Origin of the sequence: Brachybacterium alimentarium (genome assembly GCF_002332425.1) — a bacterium.
In the GTDB taxonomy this organism is placed as follows: Bacteria; Actinomycetota; Actinomycetes; order Actinomycetales; family Dermabacteraceae; genus Brachybacterium; species Brachybacterium alimentarium.
On record NZ_NRGS01000022.1, the window covers coordinates 70,224 to 89,984 of the forward strand.

The following is a 19,761-nucleotide window of genomic DNA, read 5'->3' on the forward strand; positions in this document are numbered from 1 at the left end:
CACGCTCGAGAGGCATCCACGCATCCGGCAGCCTCGCCCCGAGGCCTAGGCTTGCTCGTATGGATCCTGCCGCCTCCTATGACTTCTCCGCAGACAGCTCGCGCCTGGATCCGGAGTGGATCCACCGGCTCCTGCGCAGTACCTACTGGGCTCAGGGGCGCAGCCGCGAGGACCAGGACCACCTGCTGCGGACCTCCCGCAACTACGGGGTCTATGTGTCGTCCACCGGGGCTCAGGTGGGATATGCGCGCATCGTCACCGACGAGGTGACGTTCGCGTGGCTGGCAGATGTGGTGATCGATCCGGCCCACCGGCGCATGGGGCTCGGGAGGCTGCTGATCGACGGCCTGCTCGAGGATCTCGCACCCATGGGGCTGAGGCGTGTGGTGCTCAAGGCCTCGCAGGAGGGCCGCGCGCTCTACGAGCAGAAGGGCTGGCAGCTGCTCGACGCTCCCGATGACTGGCTCGAACTGCGCCGCTGATCTCTGCTGCCCAGCCCTCTGCCGCTGCGTTCTGCTGGTGCACTCTGCGCTGGGCAGTGCTCTCTGCTGCGGCGTAGAGCCAGTATATGCCCTGGTGGGGGGCTTGCCACAAGGCCCCCACGGTGCGCAAGACTCACCGGCTGATCACGCAGAGCACGCGGAGCACCGGGGGAACCATGACATCGACCAGCACCTTCAACCTGCCCGAACGGGCAGCGCACAAAGCCGAGCCAGAGCGCATCGGCGCCGACGACGCCCGGTTCCGCCGGATCCGCGAGGCGCTCGCGGCCGACATCGCCGAGGTCCAGCGCAATCTCGACGCGGCGCTGCTGGCCCGGACGGGCGATGCCCAGGGCCGCGTCGAACGAGAGGCGAGCGTGGACCACTTCCGTCGTCGCCTGCGCGGGCTGCGCAGCGTCGAGCTCGACGCCGTGCTGGGACGGATGACTCCGGCCGATGGCTCGCACCCGCTCTATGTGGGGCGCCTCGCCGTGCACGGACCTGACGGGAAACCTCTGCTGCTGGACTGGCGCTCGCCGGCGGCCGAGCCATTCTTCGCCGCCACTCGCGCCGAGCCGAAGGGACTGGCCTCCCGGAGACGCTATCGCTGGGCGGGCGGCCGGATCCGGGACTACTGGGACGAGACCCTGCAGGACGCTCAGCCGGGGGAGAGCGGCGCTGCCGGCACCGGGAGCACAGCCGGCACGAGCCTCGATGAGGAATCTGCTCTGCTGGCCACGCTGGCGCAGGCCCGCACCCCGAAGATGACGAACGTGCTGACGACCCTCGCCGCCGATCAGGACGCGATCATCCGTGCGAGCTCCCGGCGACCGCTGGTGGTCGATGGCGGGCCGGGAACCGGCAAGACCGTCGTCGCGCTGCACCGCACCGCCTACCTCCTCTACACCGATCCCCGCCTGCGGGACCGCCGCGGCCGAGTGCTGGTCGTCGGCCCCCACCATCCGTACCTCCACTACGTCGCCGACGTGCTGCCCAGTCTCGGCGAAGAGGACGTGCTCACCTGCACTCTCGCCGATCTCGTGCCGGAAGGGGCCACGGCCGTCCCCGAGGGAGATCCGCGGATCGCCGCGCTGAAGAGCAGCTCCGCGCTCATCGCCGCGATCGAGCCCGCCGTCGCGCTGTACGAGGAGCCACCCGCCGTGGGGCACGTGCTGGAGACCGAATGGGGGGCCGTGCAGCTCGAGCGGGACGACTTCGCCGACGCCTTCGAGGCGGTCGACCCGGGCACGGCGCACAACCTCGCGCGGGAGGAGATCTGGGACGAGCTGGCCGAGATCGTCGCCGCGAAGCTCGCCGTCGGTGCCGACGCCGACGAGCGTCCGGATCCCGCAGACGTGCGCGGGCCGATGGCCGTCGACGAGGAGCTGGTCGCTCTCGTGCACCGTGCCTGGCCGCTCCTCGAGGCCGCCGACCTCGTCGGAGATCTCTTCGAGGTGCCTGCCTACCTGAGGCGCTGTGCCCCCTCGCTGTCCGCACAAGAGGTCGACCTCCTGCAGCGCGAGAAGGCCCGGGACTGGACCGTGGAGGATCTGCCGCTGCTGGATGCCGCTCGGCACCGGCTCGGCGACCCGAGTGCCGACGCCCGGAGCCGACGTCAGGACGCCGCTCGACGGGAGACCGTCTCGGAGGTCGCGCTGATGAGCGACTATCTCATCGAGTCGGACAGCTCCGACATGCAGGTGATGTCGATGCTCCGCGGGGAGGACCTCCAGAACGCGCTGGCCGAGGCCACCCCGGTGGAGGCGGCCTCCTCGGGCCGGTGGGACGGGCCCTTCGCGCATGTCGTGGTCGACGAGGCGCAAGAGCTCAGCGATGCGCAGTGGGCGATGATCCTGCGCCGCTGTCCTTCGGGCAGCCTCACCCTCGTCGGCGACAGGGCACAGGCGGCGCACGGCTTCACCGAGACCTGGGAGGAGCGCCTGGCCCGAGCGGGCATCGACCGCATCAAGCGGGCCACGCTGACCCTGAACTACCGGACTCCCGCCGAAGTCATGGAGCAGGCGGAGCCGGTGATCCGGGCCGCCCTGCCGGACGCGAACGTGCCCACCTCGATCCGCGAGTCCGGCCTGCCGATCCGGCATGGTCGCCCTGAGCAACTCGAGGAAGTTCTGGAGCGCTGGCTCGCGGAGCACGAAGAGGGCATCGTCGGCGTGATCGGTGAGGTGGAGATCGCACCGCGCGAGCGCGTCCAGGTGCTCACGCCTCGCCTGGCCAAGGGTCTCGAGTTCGACCTCGTGGTGCTCGTGGATCCCGAGTCCTTCGGGGTCGGCATCGACGGCGCGGTCGCCCGTTATGTGGCGATGACACGGACCACGCGCGAGCTGGTGGTGCTCACCTCCTGAACGCGCGGCGGTCCCGGGCGCGCACTGCGGCGGTGCCTTCCGGCCCTCCGGCCCTCCGGCCTTCCGACCTGCCGATCAACGGTCGCGGGTGTGCTGGCCTGAGGCCAGGCCAGCACATGATTCCCACGTGAGCATGGAGTGTGGCAAGCTGTGCGGACACCGCCTGCCCCACCCTGTTCAGGAGCGATCGACGATGACGCTGCGCGCCAGCACGCATGACGGCACCCACCCCCGGCCGACGATGATGCGGGAGACTTGGAGCTCGCTCGACGGCAGCTGGGCCTTCGCGCACGATGACGACGGCGTCGGCCTGGCCGAGCGCTGGTTCGAACCGTCGCAGGCCGAGGCCTTCGACCGCGAGATCACGGTGCCCTTCGTGCCCGAGTCCGAGGCCTCCGGCATCCACGAACCCGGTTTCCATCCCATCGTCTGGTATCGCCGCACGATCACCGCGAGCGCGGAGCCGGGCCGACGTGTGCTGCTGCACCTGGGGGCCGTGGACCACGAGGCGCACGTCTGGGTCGACGGGCGCCTCGCCGGTCACCACGTCGGCGGGCAGACCGCGTTCAGCTGCGACCTCACGGATCTCCTGGATGCCGGTGAGGAGCACGTGGTCGTGGTGCGCGCGTTCGATGACCCGCACGACGTCGAGCTGCCCCGCGGCAAGCAGGACTGGCGCGAGGAGCCGCACGGGATCTGGTACCACCGCTCCACCGGGATCTGGCGCAGCGTATGGCTCGAGACAGTCGGCGAGCAGCACGTGACCGCCTTCCACAGCGACTTCGACATGCCGCGCGCCTGCGTGACGGTGAGCCTGCGCCTGGCGAGGCGGCCCGAGCCCGGCACCACCGTGCGCATCGCCCTCGTCGCGGGGGAGGAGCGCCTGGGGGCCGTCGAGGTCGCGGCCCATGACACCCGCGTGGAGACCACGGTCGACGTCCCTGCCGTGCGCAACACGCAGGATCGCGACCGCCTGCTGTGGAGCCCGGAGCACCCGCACCTGGTCGACGTGTCCCTGGAGGTGCTCCGCGACGGCGAGGTGGTCGACGCGGCCGCCAGCTATCTCGGGCTGCGCACCACCGGGATCGATCGTGGCTGGTTCCTCCTCAACGGCGAGCCGTACTTCGTGCGCTCCGTGCTCGAGCAGGGCTACTGGCCGTCCTCCCACCTCACGGCTCCGAGCCTGGAGGCGTACCGCGCGGAGGTCGAGCTGATCAAGGAGCTCGGCTTCACCGCCGCACGCATCCATCAGAAGGTCGAGGACCCCCGCTTCCTGTTCTGGGCGGACACCCTGGGGCTGCTGATCTGGGGCGAGACCGCCAACGCCTACTCGTACTCGCCGCGCGCCGTCGGCGCGCTCATGGGGGAATGGACGGAGATCGTCGAGCAGGTGCGACCCCATCCGTCGGTCGTCACCTGGGTGCCGATGAACGAGTCCTGGGGAGTGCGCGATCTCGCCGACCACGCCCCGCAGAAGGACCTCACCATCGCGCTCACCGCGGTCACGCGCGCCCTGGACCCCAGCAGGCCCGTGGTCGCCAACGACGGCTACGAGATCACCGGCGGCGACATCCTCGCCCTGCACGACTACACGACCGATGCGGAGATCCTCGCGCGCCGCTACCGCGATGAGGCCGCAGTGCAGGACGTGGTCGAGAGCCGGGGCCCGCAGGGACGGCGCCCCATCGACGACGCCGCCCAGCACGTGACCGACGGCGCTCCGGTGATGATCACCGAGTTCGGCGGGATCGCCTACGCCGCCGAGGGCACCTGGGGCTACGCGACCGTGACCACCGCGGAGGAGTTCGAGGAGAAGGTCGGCGGGCTGTTCGCCGCGCTGAACGCGAGCCCTGTCCTCGCCGGGCACTGCTACACGCAGCTCACCGACACTCTCCAGGAGGCCAACGGGCTCGCGGATGCGCAGCGCCGGCCCAAGCTCGATGCGGCGAGGATCCGCGCGCTCGTCACCGGACGTCCGTGAGCAGCTGGACGTCCGTCCCGACCGGACGTCCGCAGACGGCGAGCCGCCCCTGCCCACAGGCAGAGGCGGCTCGCAGCGTCGGTGGCGGGAGGGGTCAGAGGACCCCGCGCATGCGCCGATGGACCGGCTTGGAGATCGCGAGCATGATCAGCCCGATCCCGATGGTCACCGCGCCGAGGACACCGAAGTATGCTCCCTCGGTCTCGGCGGAGTAGAACTGCGCGAGCGCACCGGACAGCGACGTGCCCAGGGCGACCGACAGGTTGTACAGCGCCATCATCATCACCGGGAAGGCAGCCGGGGCCAGCTTGGTGGTGAGCGAGAGGCCCACTGGGGACAGCGAGAGCTCGCCGAGCGTGGCGACCAGCATGATCAGCGCGATCCACAGCACCGGCACCGAGGCCACCGGCACCATCGGCAGGAACAGCAGGAACGCGGCGCCCATGAGCATGATGCCGAGCGAGAACTTCTTCGGCGTGGTGGGCTGGCGCGTGCCGAGCTTCGTCCACAGCGCGGCGAACACCGGTGCCAGCGTGATGATGAAGAACGGGTTGAAGGACTGCGCCCAGGAGATCGGCATCTCCCAGCCCAGCAGGTTGCGGTTCAGCCGCGTGTCCGAGTACAGCGTGATCACCGTGAACTGCTGCTGGAACAGGGCGAAGAACGCCGCGGTGCCGATGAACAGCGGAATGAAGGCCACCACCCGGGAGCGCTCGTCGGGCCCCACCTTCTTGGAGGTCAGCAGCATCGCGAAGATGACGATCGCGCCGACGACCGACAGCCCCACCATGATGTTCGCGAGGTTGCCGGGATTCATCATCCCGGTCGCCACGAGGATCAGCACCACCAGCACCACGAGCACGGCGATGGCCGCCCACAGCAGGTACTTCGAACGGGGGAGGGGATCGGGCACCACGTGCACGGTCTGCGGCAGGGACCTGCGCGTCAGCAGGTACTGGGTCAGGCCGATGGCCATGCCGATGGCGGCGAGGCCGAAGCCGAGGTGGAAGCCCCATTCCTTCTGGGCGAAGCCGGTGACCAGCGGCCCGAGGAGGCCGCCGATGTTCACGCCCATGTAGTAGATGGAGAATCCCGCGTCGCGACGGGTGTCCTTGAGGTCGTACAGCGATCCGACCAGCGTCGCCGCGGTGGACTTCAGGCCGCCGGAGCCGATGCCCACCAGCAGCAGACCGGTCACCAGTCCGGGCACGCCCGGGATGAGCGCCAGTGCGATATGACCGAACATGATCATCACGGCGCTGCCGAACAGCGTCCGCTCGGGGCCCAGCAGCCGGTCGGACACCAGTGCGCCGAGGATCGAGAAGATGTACACCGATCCGCCGTACGCCCCGACGATGCTCAGGGCGACGCTCTCGTCGATCCCCAGCCCGCCGGCGGTGGCCGAGAAGTACATGTAGATCGCGAGGATGCCCTGCATGCCGTAGAAGCTGAAGCGCTCCCACAGCTCGACGCTGAACAGGTTCGCCAACGGCCGGGGCTGGCCCATGAAGGTCTTGCCCGACGGGTTGTGGAGCCGTTCGCTGCTCAGGGCATCGAGGGCTGCGCCGCCGTCGCCGCCCGGACGGTCGGGGGCGGACGTCGGACCAGGATCGTCAGAGGAATTCACGGTGACCGATACTGCGACATCTCGCGAGCCGGTGCCAAGGCCCGGGAGCGCCATGTGACAAGTCAGTCGTCAGTCAGATGTCAGAAAAATACGCTGTCCGGCGACAGGCGCGGGCGACGAGTCCGGGCGGCAGGACCGGCGGTGAGCACGAGGACGCCCACCTCAGTCGCGCGGATCGGGGGACAGGTCCGGCATCTCTCGGATCCCGAACTCCTGGCGCAGCACCCGCCGGGCCGCGTGCCACCCGTTCATCCCGTGCACGCCCGGGCCGGGCGGTGTCGCGGCCGAGCAGAGGTACCAGCCGGTGTCGGCCAGACGATACGGATCCCAGCGCGCGGTGGGACGGGCGATCATGTCCCACATCGTCACCCGCCCCATGGAGATGTCGCCGCCCACCAGCGACGGATTGTGATGGGCCATCTCGGAAGCGGGGATCCCGCGCGAGGTGACGATGACGTCGCGGAAGCCCGGGGCGAACCGCTCGATCTGTCGGGTGACCAGCTCGGTCGGATCGATCGTGCTCCCCGCCGGCACATGTGCGTACGTCCACAGCGGGCGCAGGCCCCCGTGGATCCGGGAAGGATCGACGAGCGACGGATCGCTCACCAGCGTCACGGGATGCTCGGGGACCCGTCCGGCGGCGACCTCCGCCTCCGCTGCGGCCATCTGATGACGGGTGCCGCCGAGATGCTGGGTCCCCGCGAGCGCCACGTCCGGATCCCGCCACGGCACCGGACCGGACAGCACGAAGTCGACCTTCGCCGCGGCGTCACCGTGCCGGAATCTCCGCAGCGCGGCTTCCAACGGGCGCGGCAGTCGGTTGGCGAGGATGTCTGCGGCGGCGCCTGCGGTGGTGTCCAGCAGCACCGCCCGGGCGGGAGGCACGTCGCGCCACGTGCGCACGCGATGCCCGGTGGTGAGCTGTCCGCCGTGGGCCCGGAGATCCGAGACCAGGGCGTCCATGATCGACTGCGACCCGCCGACGGGGATCGGCCAGCCCACGCCGTGCGCGATGGTGCCCAACAGTGCTGATGTCGCGCTCAGCGCGAGCGAGGGCAGGCGCCCGATGGCATGTGCGCCGACGCCGGTGAGCAGGGCGCGGGCGCGCTCGGTGCGGAAGGGGAGCGACCAGGCGGGAGTGCCCTGCAGTCCCAGCAGTGCCCCGAACAGCGGTGCGGCGGCGAGCGTGCGCGGAGTCACCAGGGCTTGAGGGATCGAGCGCTTGTCGCCGAGGGAGAGCTCGACCACCAGATCCTGATCGCGGGAGAGCGCTCCGAGGGTGGCGCGCCAGGCAGCGGCGTCCGCACCGAGCCCGTCGGCCGTGCGCTCCGCGTCGCGCCACGCGATCGCCGCCGGCTCGGCATCCAGGGGCTGCGCGTAGGACGCCTCGGGCGCCACCAGCTCGACCCCGCGGGCCCGCACGTCGAACTTCGTGAAGAAGGGACTGGCGAGGGCCAACGGATGACCCGCCGAGCAGATGTCGTGGAGGATCCCGGGGGCGAGCCCGAGGTCGAGAGTGCGCGCACCGCCGCCGAGGGTCTCCTCGGATTCGAGCACCTGGACGCTGAGACCCGCTCGGGCGAGGGTGACGGCGGCGGCCAGGCCGTTGGGTCCGGAGCCGACGACGACCGCGTCGAACTCGTGGGCCGGGGGAACGCTCATGGAGCCAGCTTAGTCAGGGCGGGGGAGGCGGAGTCAGCGCAGGAGCGTCGACAGTGAGCCCTGATCGATGCGCCCGGACATGCGGTGAGCCGTAGGGAGAGCGAGGAGGGCCCTGTCCGTGGACTGGCCTCTCATTTACGAAACACCGATGTCGCGTAATGTGGAGGGATGGAGACCACGACGACGCCCACCCCGCCCCCTGCCGCCGCCGAGCGCGGGGCACGCCGCCCGCGCAAGCAGGCCGTGCTCGAGGTGATCGGCAAGACCCGCATCACACCGCAGCTGCTGCGCGTCACCCTCGGAGGGGACGGTTATGACGACCTCAACCGCAACGAGCACAGTGATGCCTACGTGAAGCTGCTGATCGCCGATCCGGCCACCGGCCTCACGCCCCCGTACGACCTCGATGCGCTGCGTGAGGAGGCTCCCGAGCAGCTGCCGGTGCGCCGCACCTACACGGTGCGCCGCTGGGACGACGAGGCTCGCACCATCGACGTCGACTTCGTCCTGCACGGCCACGGTGAGGACGCCGGCACCGCCGCTCGCTGGGCCGACGAGGCGCTCCCGGGCGACCGCATCGCGATGAACGGCGCCGGCGGCGGATACACGCCCGACCCGGCGTCCACCACGCACCTGCTGATCGGCGATCACGCCGCGGTGCCGGCGATCGCGGCCTCGCTGGAGACGATGGACCCCGGCGCCACCGGCCTCGTCCTCATCCACCTCGATGAGGAGTCCGACGTCCTCACCCTCGAGCACCCCGAGGGCATCGAGGTGCGCTGGGTGATCGGCGAGCGCGAGCAGCTGCTCGACGCGGTCAGCGCGCTGGACCTCGAGACGGACGGGCTGCAGGTGTTCTGCCACTGCGAGCGCGGCCTCACCAAGCAGCTGCGCCGGGTGCTCGTCAAGGAGGCGGGCATCCCGCGGGACCAGATCTCGATCTCGGCCTACTGGGCCCTGGGCCGGATCGAGGACCAGTTCCAGGCCGAGAAGCGCGAGGCGATCGGGAAGATCGATGACTGAGATCGCTGGGATCGCGGGGACTGCTGAGATCGCTGGGATCGCTGGGATCGTGGGGACCGCTGAGATCGCCGGAACCCGTGGGGTCGCTGGGAGAGCAGAGCCAGCGCTCTCCGAGGTCTCGACCGCGGCCGAGCGGACCCGATGACCGACGGGACGGAGCCGCCCTCGCTGGTCGTGGGTGACGACGGGCTCGCCCGCCCCGCCTGGGCCTCGGTGCACGAGGACCTGCGTACCTATTACGACACCGAGTGGGGCCTGCCGGTGCACGATGAGCAGGGCGTCTTCGAGCGCCTCGCCCTCGAGGGCTTCCAGTCCGGGCTGTCGTGGGCGACGATCCTGCGTCGCCGCGAGGGCTTCCGCCGCGCCTTCGCGGGCTTTGCTCTCGAGCCCGTCGCGGCATTCGGCGAGCAGGAGGTGGCCGAGCTCCTCCAGGACACCGGGATCATCCGCCACCGCGGCAAGATCGAGGCCACGATCGCCAACGCCCGCGCGGCCATCGCCCTGCGTGAGCTGGACGGGCTCGGGCCGCGCGGCGATCTCGGGCCCGGCAGCCATCTGGGTCAGCTGGTGTGGTCGTACCGGCCCGAGCGCACACCGCAACCGGCTGCGCCCGCCGAGGTGCCCACCACGAGCACCGAATCGGTCGCCCTCGCCAAGGAGCTCAAGCGCCATGGCTTCCGCTTCGTGGGCCCCACCACGATGTTCGCCCTGATGGAGGCGCTCGGCGTGGTCGACACCCACCTGCTGGGCTCGCATCGTCGCGGCAGCTCCGGCGTCTGGGCCGAGGACGGCACCCCCGCCTGACCTCACCGCCCCCTGCCCCGGGCGGTCGGCTGACCGTCGGTGCCCCGTGACCGCGCTGCGCGCCACCGACGCAGGTGGCGCAGGCTCTCGCTCGAAGAGCCCGGAGGACCCGGTGCGAACTGCGGTCGCCCGACGACGTCCACAGTCCGTCATATTCTTCGCGAGCTCCGCTGGACCTGATGTGTGATGTGTCAGCACGCGCCGCATCCAGCGCGGAAAACGGCAACGATATCGGGGAGGCCGACGTGAGCACTGCATCCATCCACGCGGGCTGGAGAGCCGAGGACATGCACGGCGCCGTCACCCCTCCGATCTACAGCTCGAGCGCCTACGCGCACGACGACCACAGCTCGTTGAAGAACCTCTTCGCCCGGCGCAGCGAGGGCTTCGCCTACTCCCGCTCCGGGAACCCCACCACCGCTGTGCTCGAAGAGCGCATCTCCGCCCTCGAGGGCGGGATCGGAGCGATCGCGGTCGCCAGCGGGCAGGCGGCCACGACCGTCGCGCTGTGCGCACTGCTGGAACCGGGCAGCCACGTCGTCGCCTCCGAGCTCCTCTACGGAGGCACCACCGAGTTCCTCGATGACACCCTCGCTGACCTGTCCGTGACCAGCACGAGCGTGGACCCGTGGGACCTGGAAGCGTGGGAACGGGCGATCACGCCCGATACCCGCGCCGTGATCGTCGAGTCCATCGCCAATCCCGGTGCGCAGCTCGTGGACCTCGACGCGATCAGCGCGATCGCCCATGCCCACGACGTCCCGGTCGTGGTCGACGCGACCCTGTCCAGCCCGGCGCTGTACCGCCCGGGCGAGCACGGGGCCGACGTGGTGGTCCATTCGGCCACGAAGTACCTCTGCGGCCACGGCACCACCATCGCGGGGCTGATCGTGGACACCGGCAGCTTCGATCCGCGGCGATGTCCCGACCGATGGCAGCGCCTCACCACGCCCAACCGACGCTTCGGCGTCACCTTCGCGGACGACTACGACCGCGGCGGCTCCGGACTGCTGTCCTACGCGCGCGCCAAGTACGTCACCGATTTCGGGGCCACGCTCCCCGCCACCAGCGCCCAGCAGATCCTGGTGGGCATCGAGACCCTCGATCTGCGCATGCGCAAGATCAGCGCCGACGCCACCGCTCTCGCCGCTCGCCTGCACGGGGCGACCGGCGTGGAGCGCGTCAACCACCCCACGATCCCCGGCAGGCCGGACGCCGCTCTCGCCGCGCGAGACTTCCCCCACGGCACCTCCGGAGTGTTCTCCCTCGACCTGGCAGGAGGAGAGACCGCCGCCGCGGCCTTCTGCGATGCCCTGGAGCTGTTCACCCTCGCCGTCAACATCGGCGACGCCCGCTCGTTGGTGTGCCACCCGGCCACCACTACGCACTCCCACCTGCGGGAGGAGCAGCGCCGGGCGTGCGGCGTGCTCCCCGGCACGGTCAGGCTGAGCATCGGTCTCGAGGACATCGAAGATCTCGCTGCGGACCTCGACCGGGGCCTCACCGCCGCCGCCCGGGTCGGGAACGACCGCGCCACGTCGGCCGCCGCCGCGGCCCGGGCCGGACACGACCGCGGTGGCGCGTCGGCAGCCGCCTCCGCGGCACCGGACGCCGCGCCGACCGCCACAGCCTCCCCGGACGCGCTGCTCGCTCGGCAGGGGTGATCCCGCTCGCCCAGCGGAACATCCTGGCCCGGCCGCGAGTTCGAGTGAGCATGGAGGGAGCCCTGCGCACCGCGGACGTCGTCGTGATCGGCGCCGGCCAGGCCGGCCTCTCCGCCGCCTACCACCTGCAGCGACGTGGAGTGTCCTCGGTCGTGGTGCTCGACGCCGAGGCCGGGCCGGGCGGGGCCTGGCGGCATCGCTGGGACAGCCTCACCATGGCCACGGTCAACGGCATCCGCGAGCTGCCGGACATGCCCGCCGTGGAGGCGGAACCCCAGGAACCCGCCCGGCGGGCCGTGCCGGACTACTTCGCCGCGTTCGAGCAGCGCTTCGACCTGCAGATCGAACGGCCGGTGCGGGTCACCCTCGTCGAGGACGAGCCGTCGGCAGCATCTGGGGCCCACACCGATGCCGCGCCCCCTCCGAGTGCTCCGGCCGAGGCCGATGCGGGAGCTCTGCCACCGCTGCTCGTGCACTCGATCGATGCCGACGGTGAGCGCCTGCCCCCGATCCTCACCCGCGCGATCCTCAACGCGACGGGAACCTGGACCAGGCCGTTCCTGCCCGCACTGCCCGGAGCCGATGAGTTCCGCGGCCGGCAGCTGCACACGGTCGACTACGTGCGCGCCGAGGACTTCGCCGGCCAGCGGGTCGGGATCGTAGGCGGCGGCATCAGCGCACTCGGCTTCCTGCAGGAGATCTCCGAGGTCGCTGAGACCTTCTGGTACACCCGGCGCGAGGTCGAGCTCTCGGAGCGCTCCTTCGATCGAGAGGCCGGGCGGGCCGCGATCGCAGGGGTCGAGGACCGCGTGCGCCGAGGGCTGCCCGTCGGATCCGTCGTCTCGAACACGGGACTGGTGTGGACCCCCGCACTGCGCGAGGCCCAGCGGCGCGGCATCCTGGAGCGTCGGCCGATGTTCACCCGCCTCACCCCGCAGGGCGTGGTGGAGGCCGACGGCACGCTCACCGAGCTCGACACGCTCCTCTGGGCCACCGGATTCCGTCACGAGCTGCGGCACCTGCGACCGCTCGGGCTGAGGAGCGACCTCGGCGGCATCAGGATCGACGGCACCGCCGCCGCTGCGGACCCCCGGATCCACCTGCTCGGCTATGGACCCAGCGCCTCCACCATCGGTGCCAATCGCGCCGGTCGCGCGGCCGTGAACACGCTGCTGAGGACGTTCGACCTCGAGCGCGAGGGCACCCCCGCCCGCCGCAGCACCAGCGCCGCCTAGAGTGAGAGGCCCGGTCCCCTCGCGAAGGAGCGTCATGTCCGACAGCCTCACGTCCTCTGATCAGGCTGCGCATTCTGATCTGCCCGCGCTGCCGGCGCTGCCCGAGGACGGCGTCCAGCGGGTGCTGTGCGTGGTCGCCCACCCCGACGACATGGAGTACGGGACCTCCGCCGCGGTGCGGGCGTGGACCCAGGCGGGGGTCGAGGTCACCTATCTGCTGCTCACCCGCGGCGAGGCGGGCATGGCCGAGGCCCCGGAGGTGGTCGGTCCGCTGCGTGCCCTCGAGCAGCGCCGCGCCTGCGACCTCGTCGGCGTCAGGGACCTGCTCTACCTCGACCACCCCGACGGCATGCTCGAGGCGGGCCTGCCCCTGCGACGGGACATCGCGCGCGTCATGCGCCGGGTGCGGCCGCACCTGGTCCTCACCGCGAACTTCGACCTGGAGGCCTACGGCTCCTACAACCAGGCCGATCATCGGGCCGCAGGGCTCAGCGCCGTGGACGCCGCCCGCGATGCCGCGAACCCGTGGGTGTTCCGTGAACTGCTCGAGCAGGAGGGGCTCGAGCCCTGGAGCGCCCGCGCGATGCTCATCGCCGGGCATCCCGACCCCACCCACGCCAAGCAGGTGGACGCGGACCAGGTGCAGGCGGCGGTGGAGTCCCTCAAGGCCCATGAGGCCTACCTCGAGCACGTCACCGGCCACCCCGCGCCGGAGGAGTTCATCCCGGAGATCCTTCGCCACGGCGGCGAGGCGGCGGGCACCGCTCACGCCGTCACCCTCCGCGTGGTCGACCTCGGCGGGCTGAGCGGCTCCGAGGAGTAGCACCCGGCGACGAGGAACCGCGCCCCGCCGGCCCCGGCAGCTCCCGCTCGCACGCGGCGCGCGCCCGAGAGCAATCGGACCGCTTGGTCGTCCGTGGCATGTACGCCGACCCCGGAGCCTCCTAGTGTGGAGGTGTACAGGACGACATACCACGGTGCCCCGGCGCGCCCAGCAGCGCGCACGAGGGCCCACGGAAGGAGCAGTCCATGTCCACCACCCAGCACGAGGGTTTCGACCTCTCCCAGATCCCCGGGCTCGCCGCGCAGCTCCGGGTCGACTCGATCCGCTCGTCCACGAGCGCCGGATCCGGCCACCCCACCTCCAGCATGTCCGCAGCGGACCTCCTGGCCACGTTGATGAGCCGTCACCTGCGCTACGACTGGGACTCCCCGGAAGCCCCCGGCAACGACCATCTGGTCTTCTCCAAGGGACACGCCTCGCCGCTGCTGTACGCCGTGTACAAGGCCGCCGGCGTCGTCTCCGACCAGGAGCTGATGAACGGCTACCGCCGATTCGACGAGCGCCTCGAGGGTCACCCCACCCCGGTGCTGCCGTGGGTGGATGTCGCCACCGGCTCCCTCGGCCAGGGTCTGCCCGACGCCGTGGGCATCGCACTGTCGGGCAAGTACCTCGAGAAGGCCCCGTACCGGGTGTGGGTGCTCTGCGGCGACAGCGAGATGGCCGAGGGCTCGATGTGGGAGGCACTGGACAAGGCCTCCCACTACGGGCTGACGAACCTGGTCACGATCGTCGACGTGAACCGGTTGGGCCAGCGCGGCCCGACCGACCTCGGCTGGGACCTGGAGTCCTACCAGCGCCGCGTCGAGGCGTTCGGCGCACGTGCCGTCGTCATCGACGGGCACGACATCGCACAGATCGATCACGCGCTGGCCGAGGCCGACGGCGACCTGGACAAGCCCCTGGTGATCCTCGCGAAGACCGTGAAGGGCAAGGGCTTCTCCGAGGTCGAGGACGCCGACGGCTGGCACGGCAAGCCGCTGCCGCAGGACAAGGCGGAGAAGGCCATCGCCGAGCTCGGGGGCGAGAGCAACCTGCTGGTCCGCGGGCCGGCCGCTCCCCAGATCGATCGCCCCGAGCCGACGGTGGGCACCGCGTCCATGCCGACCTTCGAGAAGGGCGAGGGGGTCGCCACCCGCAAGGCCTACGGTGCCGCGCTCGCCGCCCTCGGCGACGCCGATCCGCGCGTGGTGGCGCTGGACGGCGAGGTCTCCAACTCCACCGGGACCGGCACCTTCGTCGACGGGCATCCGGAGCGCTTCTTCGAGATGTTCATCGCGGAGCAGCAGATGGTCGCCGCCGCCACCGGGCTCTCCACTCGCGGCCACATCGCCTTCGCCTCGTCGTTCGCGGCCTTCCTGACCCGCGCAGCGGACTTCATTCGCATGGCGCCCGTCTCCCGCGTCGACCTGCGGATGGTCGGCTCCCATGCGGGCGTCGAGATCGGGGCCGACGGTCCCTCGCAGATGGGCCTGGAGGATCTCGCCCTGTTCGCCGCCACGCAGGGCTCCACCGTGCTCTACCCGGCGGACGGCACCTCGACCGCAGCCCTCGTGCAGCAGATGGCCGAGACGTCCGGTGTGAGCTACATGCGCACCACCCGCGGTGAGTACCCGGGGCTCTACGAGGCCGGGGAGGAGTTCCCGCTCGGCGGCTCCAAGACCCTGGTCTCGTCCGAGAACGACGACGTCACCCTGATCGGTGCCGGCGTCACGCTCCACGAGGCGCTCTCCGCGGCGGCCACGCTGGCCGAGCAGGGCACCCGCGCACGCGTGATCGACGCCTACTCGATCAAGCCGATCGATGTCGAGGGCATCAGCGCGGCCGTCGAGGCCACCGGCGGTCGAGTCGTCGTCGCCGAGGACCATCATGCCGAGGGCGGACTCGGGGCCGCCGTGCTCGCGGGCCTCGCCTCCGCGCCGATCACGGACCTGCACCTGGCGCATCTCGCGGTCGACGGAGTGCCCGGTTCGGGAACCAGCGCCGAGCTGCTCGACTGGGCCGGGATCGATGCTGCGCACATCGCGTCGGCGGCGCGCAGCCTGCTGGAGGGCTGACGCCGTCGGGAGGGCCGGGCCCTGAGAGCCCGGCCCTCCCGCTGCGGCAGGGCCATCCGCAGCGGACCCTGCCGTCCGTCGCTGCCTCCGCAGAAGAACCGACCGGCCGCACCACAGAGCCGACGGGCCGCAGAGCCGATCGGCGGCAAAGCTGATCGACCGCACCGCAGAGCCGACGGGCCGCAGAGCTGACGGGCCGCATCATGCAGACGTCCGCCCCGGNNCCGGGGCGGACGTCTGCATGAAGCTCGCGTGAGCTCAAGAGCTCAAGAGTTCAAGAGCTGGAGAGGTGTCAGGCGCCGTCCGTGCTCGGTGCCGTCTTCTCGGCGTCCTTCTTGCGATGACCCAGCTGCAGGTCGTCCATGTCTTCGAGCTCGCGGTTCTTCGTCTCGGGGACCCAGAGGAAGACGAACAGCAGACTGATCAGTGCGAAGGCCGCGTACAGTCCGTACGCGAAGCTCAGACCGATGTTGGACAGCGCGGGGAAGGTTGCGGAGACCGCCCAGTTCGCGGCCCACTGCGCGGCGGCCGCGACCGCGAGCGCCGAGGCACGGATCCGGTTGGGGAACATCTCTCCCAGCAGCACCCAGACCAGCGGACCCCAGGTGGTTCCGAAGAACATCACGAAGGCGTTCGCGGCGACCAGCGCGACGGTGGACCACGGATCCGGGAGGGTGATGGAATCGGCGCCCGGGGCGATCTCGCCGAAGGAGAACGCGAGCGCCATCAGACCCAGGGAGACGGTCATTCCGGCCGAGCCGACCAGCAGCATCAGCCGGCGACCGACCTTGTCCACCAGCAGGATCGCGATGATCGTCGCGACGATGTTCATCACCGAGGTGATCGTGCTGGTGAGCAGCGCCTGGGACTCGTCGAAGCCGACGGACTGCCACAGCGTGGTCGAGTAGTAGAAGATGACGTTGATGCCGACGAGCTGCTGGAACAGGGACAGCAGCACGCCGATCCACACGATCGGCTTCAGCCCGAATCGGCCGCCCAGCAGGTCCCGCAGGCTCCCCTTGTCCTCGCGCTCGAGAGTGCGGCGGATCTGTTGGATCTTCAGGTTGACGTCAACCTCACCGGTGAAGTCGTAGAGCACGCGCGACGCCTTGTCGAGGTCTCCCTTGCCGATCAGATAGCGGGGCGACTCCGGCAGGAACAGGGCCATGATCCCGTAGACGGCGGCGGGCACCGCCTCGATCATGAACATCCAGCGCCAGGCGTCCACGCCGAACCACAGGGATTCAGCGGCGCCGCCGGCGGTGTTGGCCAGCAGAGCGTTGGACAGCAGCGCGGTGAAGATCCCCAGCACGATCGCGAGCTGCTGGAGCGAGCCCAGGCGACCGCGGAACTTCGCCGGGGCGACCTCGGCGATGTAGGCCGGGGCGATGACGCTCGCGGCGCCCACGCCGAGCCCGCCCACCACGCGCCAGATGATGAGGTCCCACACGCCGAAGGCCAGGCCGGAGCCGATCGCGGAGGCGAAGAACAGGATGGCGGCGATCACCATGACCGGGATGCGGCCGTAGCGGTTGGACAGGGCGCCGGCGAACCAGGCGCCGACGGCGCAGCCGATCAGCGCGGAGGAGACGGCGAAGCCGGTCAGCCCGGCGCCGAGGGCGAACTCGTCCGACAGTGCGTTGACGGCGCCGTTGATGACGGAGGTGTCGAAGCCGAACAGGAACCCGCCGATAGCAGCAGCGATGCTGATGACCAGGACTTTCGGGTTCAGACGTTGGATCTGGTGGGCCGAGGCGTCGGCGGGCGTCGCGGACGAGGACATGGGAAGCTCGCCTTCGTTGAGGGACGGGAACTCCTGCCACGCTATACCTGGTCCGCCAGGCGGGCATTACCGCGCAGTCACCCCAACAGTGGATCTCATCGGGGCCGACGCGTCCGAGCATTCACGCGCCGCGCTCGTCTCCCCGGCAAGATCCCTCTCGACCAGCAGCGTCGGCCTCGACGAGCAGGCTACGCCGTCGCTACGCCTCGAGGCCGCACAGCCGTCCCGCACGCGGAGGATCCCGGAATGCTGCCGCACCCGGTGGCGCGACCGTCCGGTCGTCCCGACCGCCCGGTCGTATCCTGAAGGATGCCGGGCGCGGAGAGCGGGGCGCGGGCAACGCGGCGCGCATCGTGCCGGAGCAGGCACGTCAGGAGCCGTCGGAGCGAAGTCCGCCTCAGTCGTCGGCCACGGCGTCGGCGTCGGCCGCTGCGGCAGCAGCTTCCGCCTCGGCCTCCAGCCGCTCGAGCTCCTGCTCGGCGACCTCGGGGTCGAGCTTCACGAAGATCGGGGTGGGCTTGACGACGGTCTGGCCCACCGGGACCGGACGGTGCTCCCAGGCAGGGACTCCCGTGTAGTCACCGGTGATGACCGGGTAGCCGGGGCCGCCGTCGAGATCCTCGACCTCGTCGATGCGCGGCATCGGGGCAATCATCAGGTCGCCGCCGAGAGCCTTCTCCACGGCGTTCGAGGACTCGGGGAGGAAGGGCGCCATCATCGTGTTGAGGTCGGTGACGGCCTGCGCGAGCACATGCAGCACGGTCAGCAGCCGCGGACGCTGCTCCTCGGCCTTCAGCTTGAAGGGCTCGGTCTCGGAGACGTATCGGTTCGCCTCGCCCACCAGGTGCATGACCTCGGCGATCGCCGCGCGCTGGCGGTGCGCCTCGATCAGGGATCCGACCACGCCGAAGCCGTCGCGGATGGCGCTCAAGAGCTTCTCGTCGACCGGCTCGAGCTCGCCGGCCTCCGGGATCTCGCCGACGTTCTTGGCGATCATGGCGGCGGTGCGGTTGACGAGGTTTCCCCAGCCGGCCACCAGCTCGTTGTTGGTGCGCGAGATGAAATCGCTCCAGGTGAAGTCGGCGTCCTGGGTCTCCGGGCCGGCGGCCGAGATGTAGTAGCGCAGCGCGTCGGGCTGGTAGCGCTCCAGCATGTCCCGCACGTAGATGACGACCTTCTTGGAGGAGGAGAACTTCTTGCCCTCCATGGTGAGGAACTCGCTGGAGACCACTTCGGTGGGCAGGTGCAGCTCGCCGAACTTCCCGGGCTCGCCGCCCTTGTCGCCCTTGCCGTTCTGGGCGATCATCTCCGCCGGCCAGATCTGGGAGTGGAAGACGATGTTGTCCTTGCCCATGAAGTAGTAGGCGAGGGCGTCCGGGTCGTTCCACCATGCGCGCCACGCGTCCGGGTCGCCACTGCGCCGCGCCCACTCGATGGAGGCGGAGAGATAGCCGATCACCGCGTCGAACCAGACGTACAGGCGCTTGTTGGGCTGGTCCTCCCAGCCCGGCACCGGGATGCCCCAGTCGATGTCGCGGGTCATCGCGCGCGGCTTGATGTCGTCGAGGATGTTCTGGCTGAAGCGGATGACGTTGGGGCGCCACAGTCCGGTGGCCTCCCGCTCGTCGAGCCAGCGGCCCAGCTCGCCCGCCAGGGCCGGGAGGTCCAGGAACCAGTGGGACGTCTCGACGAACTGCGGAGTCTCACCGTTGATGCGGGAGATGGGATCGAGGAGATCCGTGGGGTCCAGCTGGTTGCCGCAGTTGTCGCACTGATCGCCGCGGGCGCCGCCGGCGCCGCAGATCGGACAGGTGCCCTCGATGTAACGGTCCGGCAGGGTACGACCGGTCGACGGCGAGATCGCGCCGGAGGTCGTCTGCTCCACCATGTAGCCGTTGTCCCGCACGGAGACGAACATGTCCTGCACCACCTGGTAGTGGTTGCGGGTCGTGGTGCGGGTGAAGAGATCGTAGGAGAGTCCGAGCGCGACGAGGTCCTCGACGATGAGGCGGTTGTTGCGGTCGGCGAGCTCTCGGGCGGTGATGCCCTCGGAGTCGGCCTCCACCAGGATCGGGGTGCCGTGCTCGTCGGTGCCGGAGACCATGAGCACGTCGTGGCCGGCCATGCGCATGTACCGGGAGAAGACGTCGGAGGGGACGCCGAAACCGGCGACATGACCGATATGGCGGGGACCATTGGCGTACGGCCAGGCGACCGCGGACAGGACTGTGCTCATGGG

At 70.5% G+C, this 19,761-nt stretch carries 13 protein-coding genes; 9 read left to right on the forward strand and 4 right to left on the reverse strand.

The window, feature by feature from the left end; all coding sequences use genetic code 11:
* Window positions 1-59: 59 nt before the first annotated feature.
* The 3 genes from CIK71_RS12735 to CIK71_RS12745 all read left to right on the forward strand — a co-directional run bounded on the left by CIK71_RS12735 (window position 60) and on the right by CIK71_RS12745 (window position 4,826).
* Window positions 60-482, forward strand: coding sequence for a GNAT family N-acetyltransferase (locus CIK71_RS12735; protein ID WP_096166056.1), 423 nt, complete (start codon window positions 60-62; stop codon window positions 480-482).
* Between the two features lie 176 nt (window positions 483-658).
* Window positions 659-2,845 carry an RNA polymerase recycling motor ATPase HelR gene (gene helR / locus CIK71_RS12740; protein WP_096166057.1) on the forward strand — a complete coding sequence of 729 codons (2,187 nt, stop codon included), beginning with the start codon at window positions 659-661 and terminating at the stop codon, window positions 2,843-2,845.
* Window positions 2,846-3,038: 193 nt separating this feature from the next.
* A complete protein-coding gene (locus CIK71_RS12745; protein WP_096166058.1) occupies window positions 3,039-4,826 on the forward strand; it encodes a glycoside hydrolase family 2 protein in 1,788 nt (595 codons plus the stop codon).
* Window positions 4,827-4,920: 94 nt separating this feature from the next.
* On the opposite strand, the gene CIK71_RS12750 is transcribed toward CIK71_RS12745, so the two are convergent.
* Window positions 4,921-6,333 carry a peptide MFS transporter gene (locus CIK71_RS12750; RefSeq protein WP_241964124.1) on the reverse strand — a complete coding sequence of 471 codons (1,413 nt, stop codon included), beginning with the start codon at window positions 6,331-6,333 and terminating at the stop codon, window positions 4,921-4,923.
* A 282-nt stretch (window positions 6,334-6,615) separates the two neighbouring features.
* Window positions 6,616-8,115, reverse strand: a complete 1,500-nt coding sequence (locus CIK71_RS12755) for a phytoene desaturase family protein (protein WP_096166060.1) — start codon at window positions 8,113-8,115, stop codon at window positions 6,616-6,618.
* Between the two features lie 168 nt (window positions 8,116-8,283).
* On the opposite strand from CIK71_RS12755, the gene CIK71_RS12760 reads away from it, so the two are divergent.
* The 6 genes from CIK71_RS12760 (at window position 8,284) to CIK71_RS12785 (ending at window position 15,739) form a co-directional block, all read left to right on the forward strand.
* The gene (locus CIK71_RS12760; RefSeq protein ID WP_096166061.1) at window positions 8,284-9,138 is read left to right on the forward strand and encodes a siderophore-interacting protein; all 855 of its coding nucleotides are present in this window, start codon (window positions 8,284-8,286) and stop codon (window positions 9,136-9,138) included.
* A gap of 141 nt (window positions 9,139-9,279) precedes the next feature.
* Window positions 9,280-9,942: a DNA-3-methyladenine glycosylase I gene (locus CIK71_RS12765; RefSeq protein WP_096166062.1), complete on the forward strand. Its 663-nt coding sequence runs from the start codon at window positions 9,280-9,282 to the stop codon at window positions 9,940-9,942.
* A 245-nt stretch (window positions 9,943-10,187) separates the two neighbouring features.
* Window positions 10,188-11,606 carry an O-acetylhomoserine aminocarboxypropyltransferase/cysteine synthase family protein gene (locus CIK71_RS12770; RefSeq protein ID WP_096166063.1) on the forward strand — a complete coding sequence of 473 codons (1,419 nt, stop codon included), beginning with the start codon at window positions 10,188-10,190 and terminating at the stop codon, window positions 11,604-11,606.
* Window positions 11,607-11,656: 50 nt separating this feature from the next.
* Complete coding sequence (locus CIK71_RS12775; RefSeq protein ID WP_096166064.1) at window positions 11,657-12,841, forward strand: FAD-dependent oxidoreductase; 1,185 nt, start codon at window positions 11,657-11,659, stop codon at window positions 12,839-12,841.
* Between the two features lie 34 nt (window positions 12,842-12,875).
* Window positions 12,876-13,664, forward strand: coding sequence for a PIG-L deacetylase family protein (locus tag CIK71_RS12780; protein WP_096166065.1), 789 nt, complete (start codon window positions 12,876-12,878; stop codon window positions 13,662-13,664).
* 206 nt (window positions 13,665-13,870) lie between these two features.
* Window positions 13,871-15,739 (forward strand): transketolase, encoded by a 1,869-nt coding sequence (locus CIK71_RS12785; protein WP_096166066.1) that lies wholly within the window; start codon window positions 13,871-13,873, stop codon window positions 15,737-15,739.
* Between the two features lie 292 nt (window positions 15,740-16,031).
* On the opposite strand, the gene CIK71_RS12790 is transcribed toward CIK71_RS12785, so the two are convergent.
* Window positions 16,032-17,522, reverse strand: a complete 1,491-nt coding sequence (locus CIK71_RS12790; RefSeq protein WP_096166067.1) for a sugar porter family MFS transporter — start codon at window positions 17,520-17,522, stop codon at window positions 16,032-16,034.
* A gap of 397 nt (window positions 17,523-17,919) precedes the next feature.
* Entirely contained in the window at window positions 17,920-19,758 is a 1,839-nt protein-coding gene (gene metG / locus CIK71_RS12795; protein WP_096166068.1) for a methionine--tRNA ligase, read from the reverse strand.
* Between the last annotated feature and the right edge of the window lie 3 nt (window positions 19,759-19,761).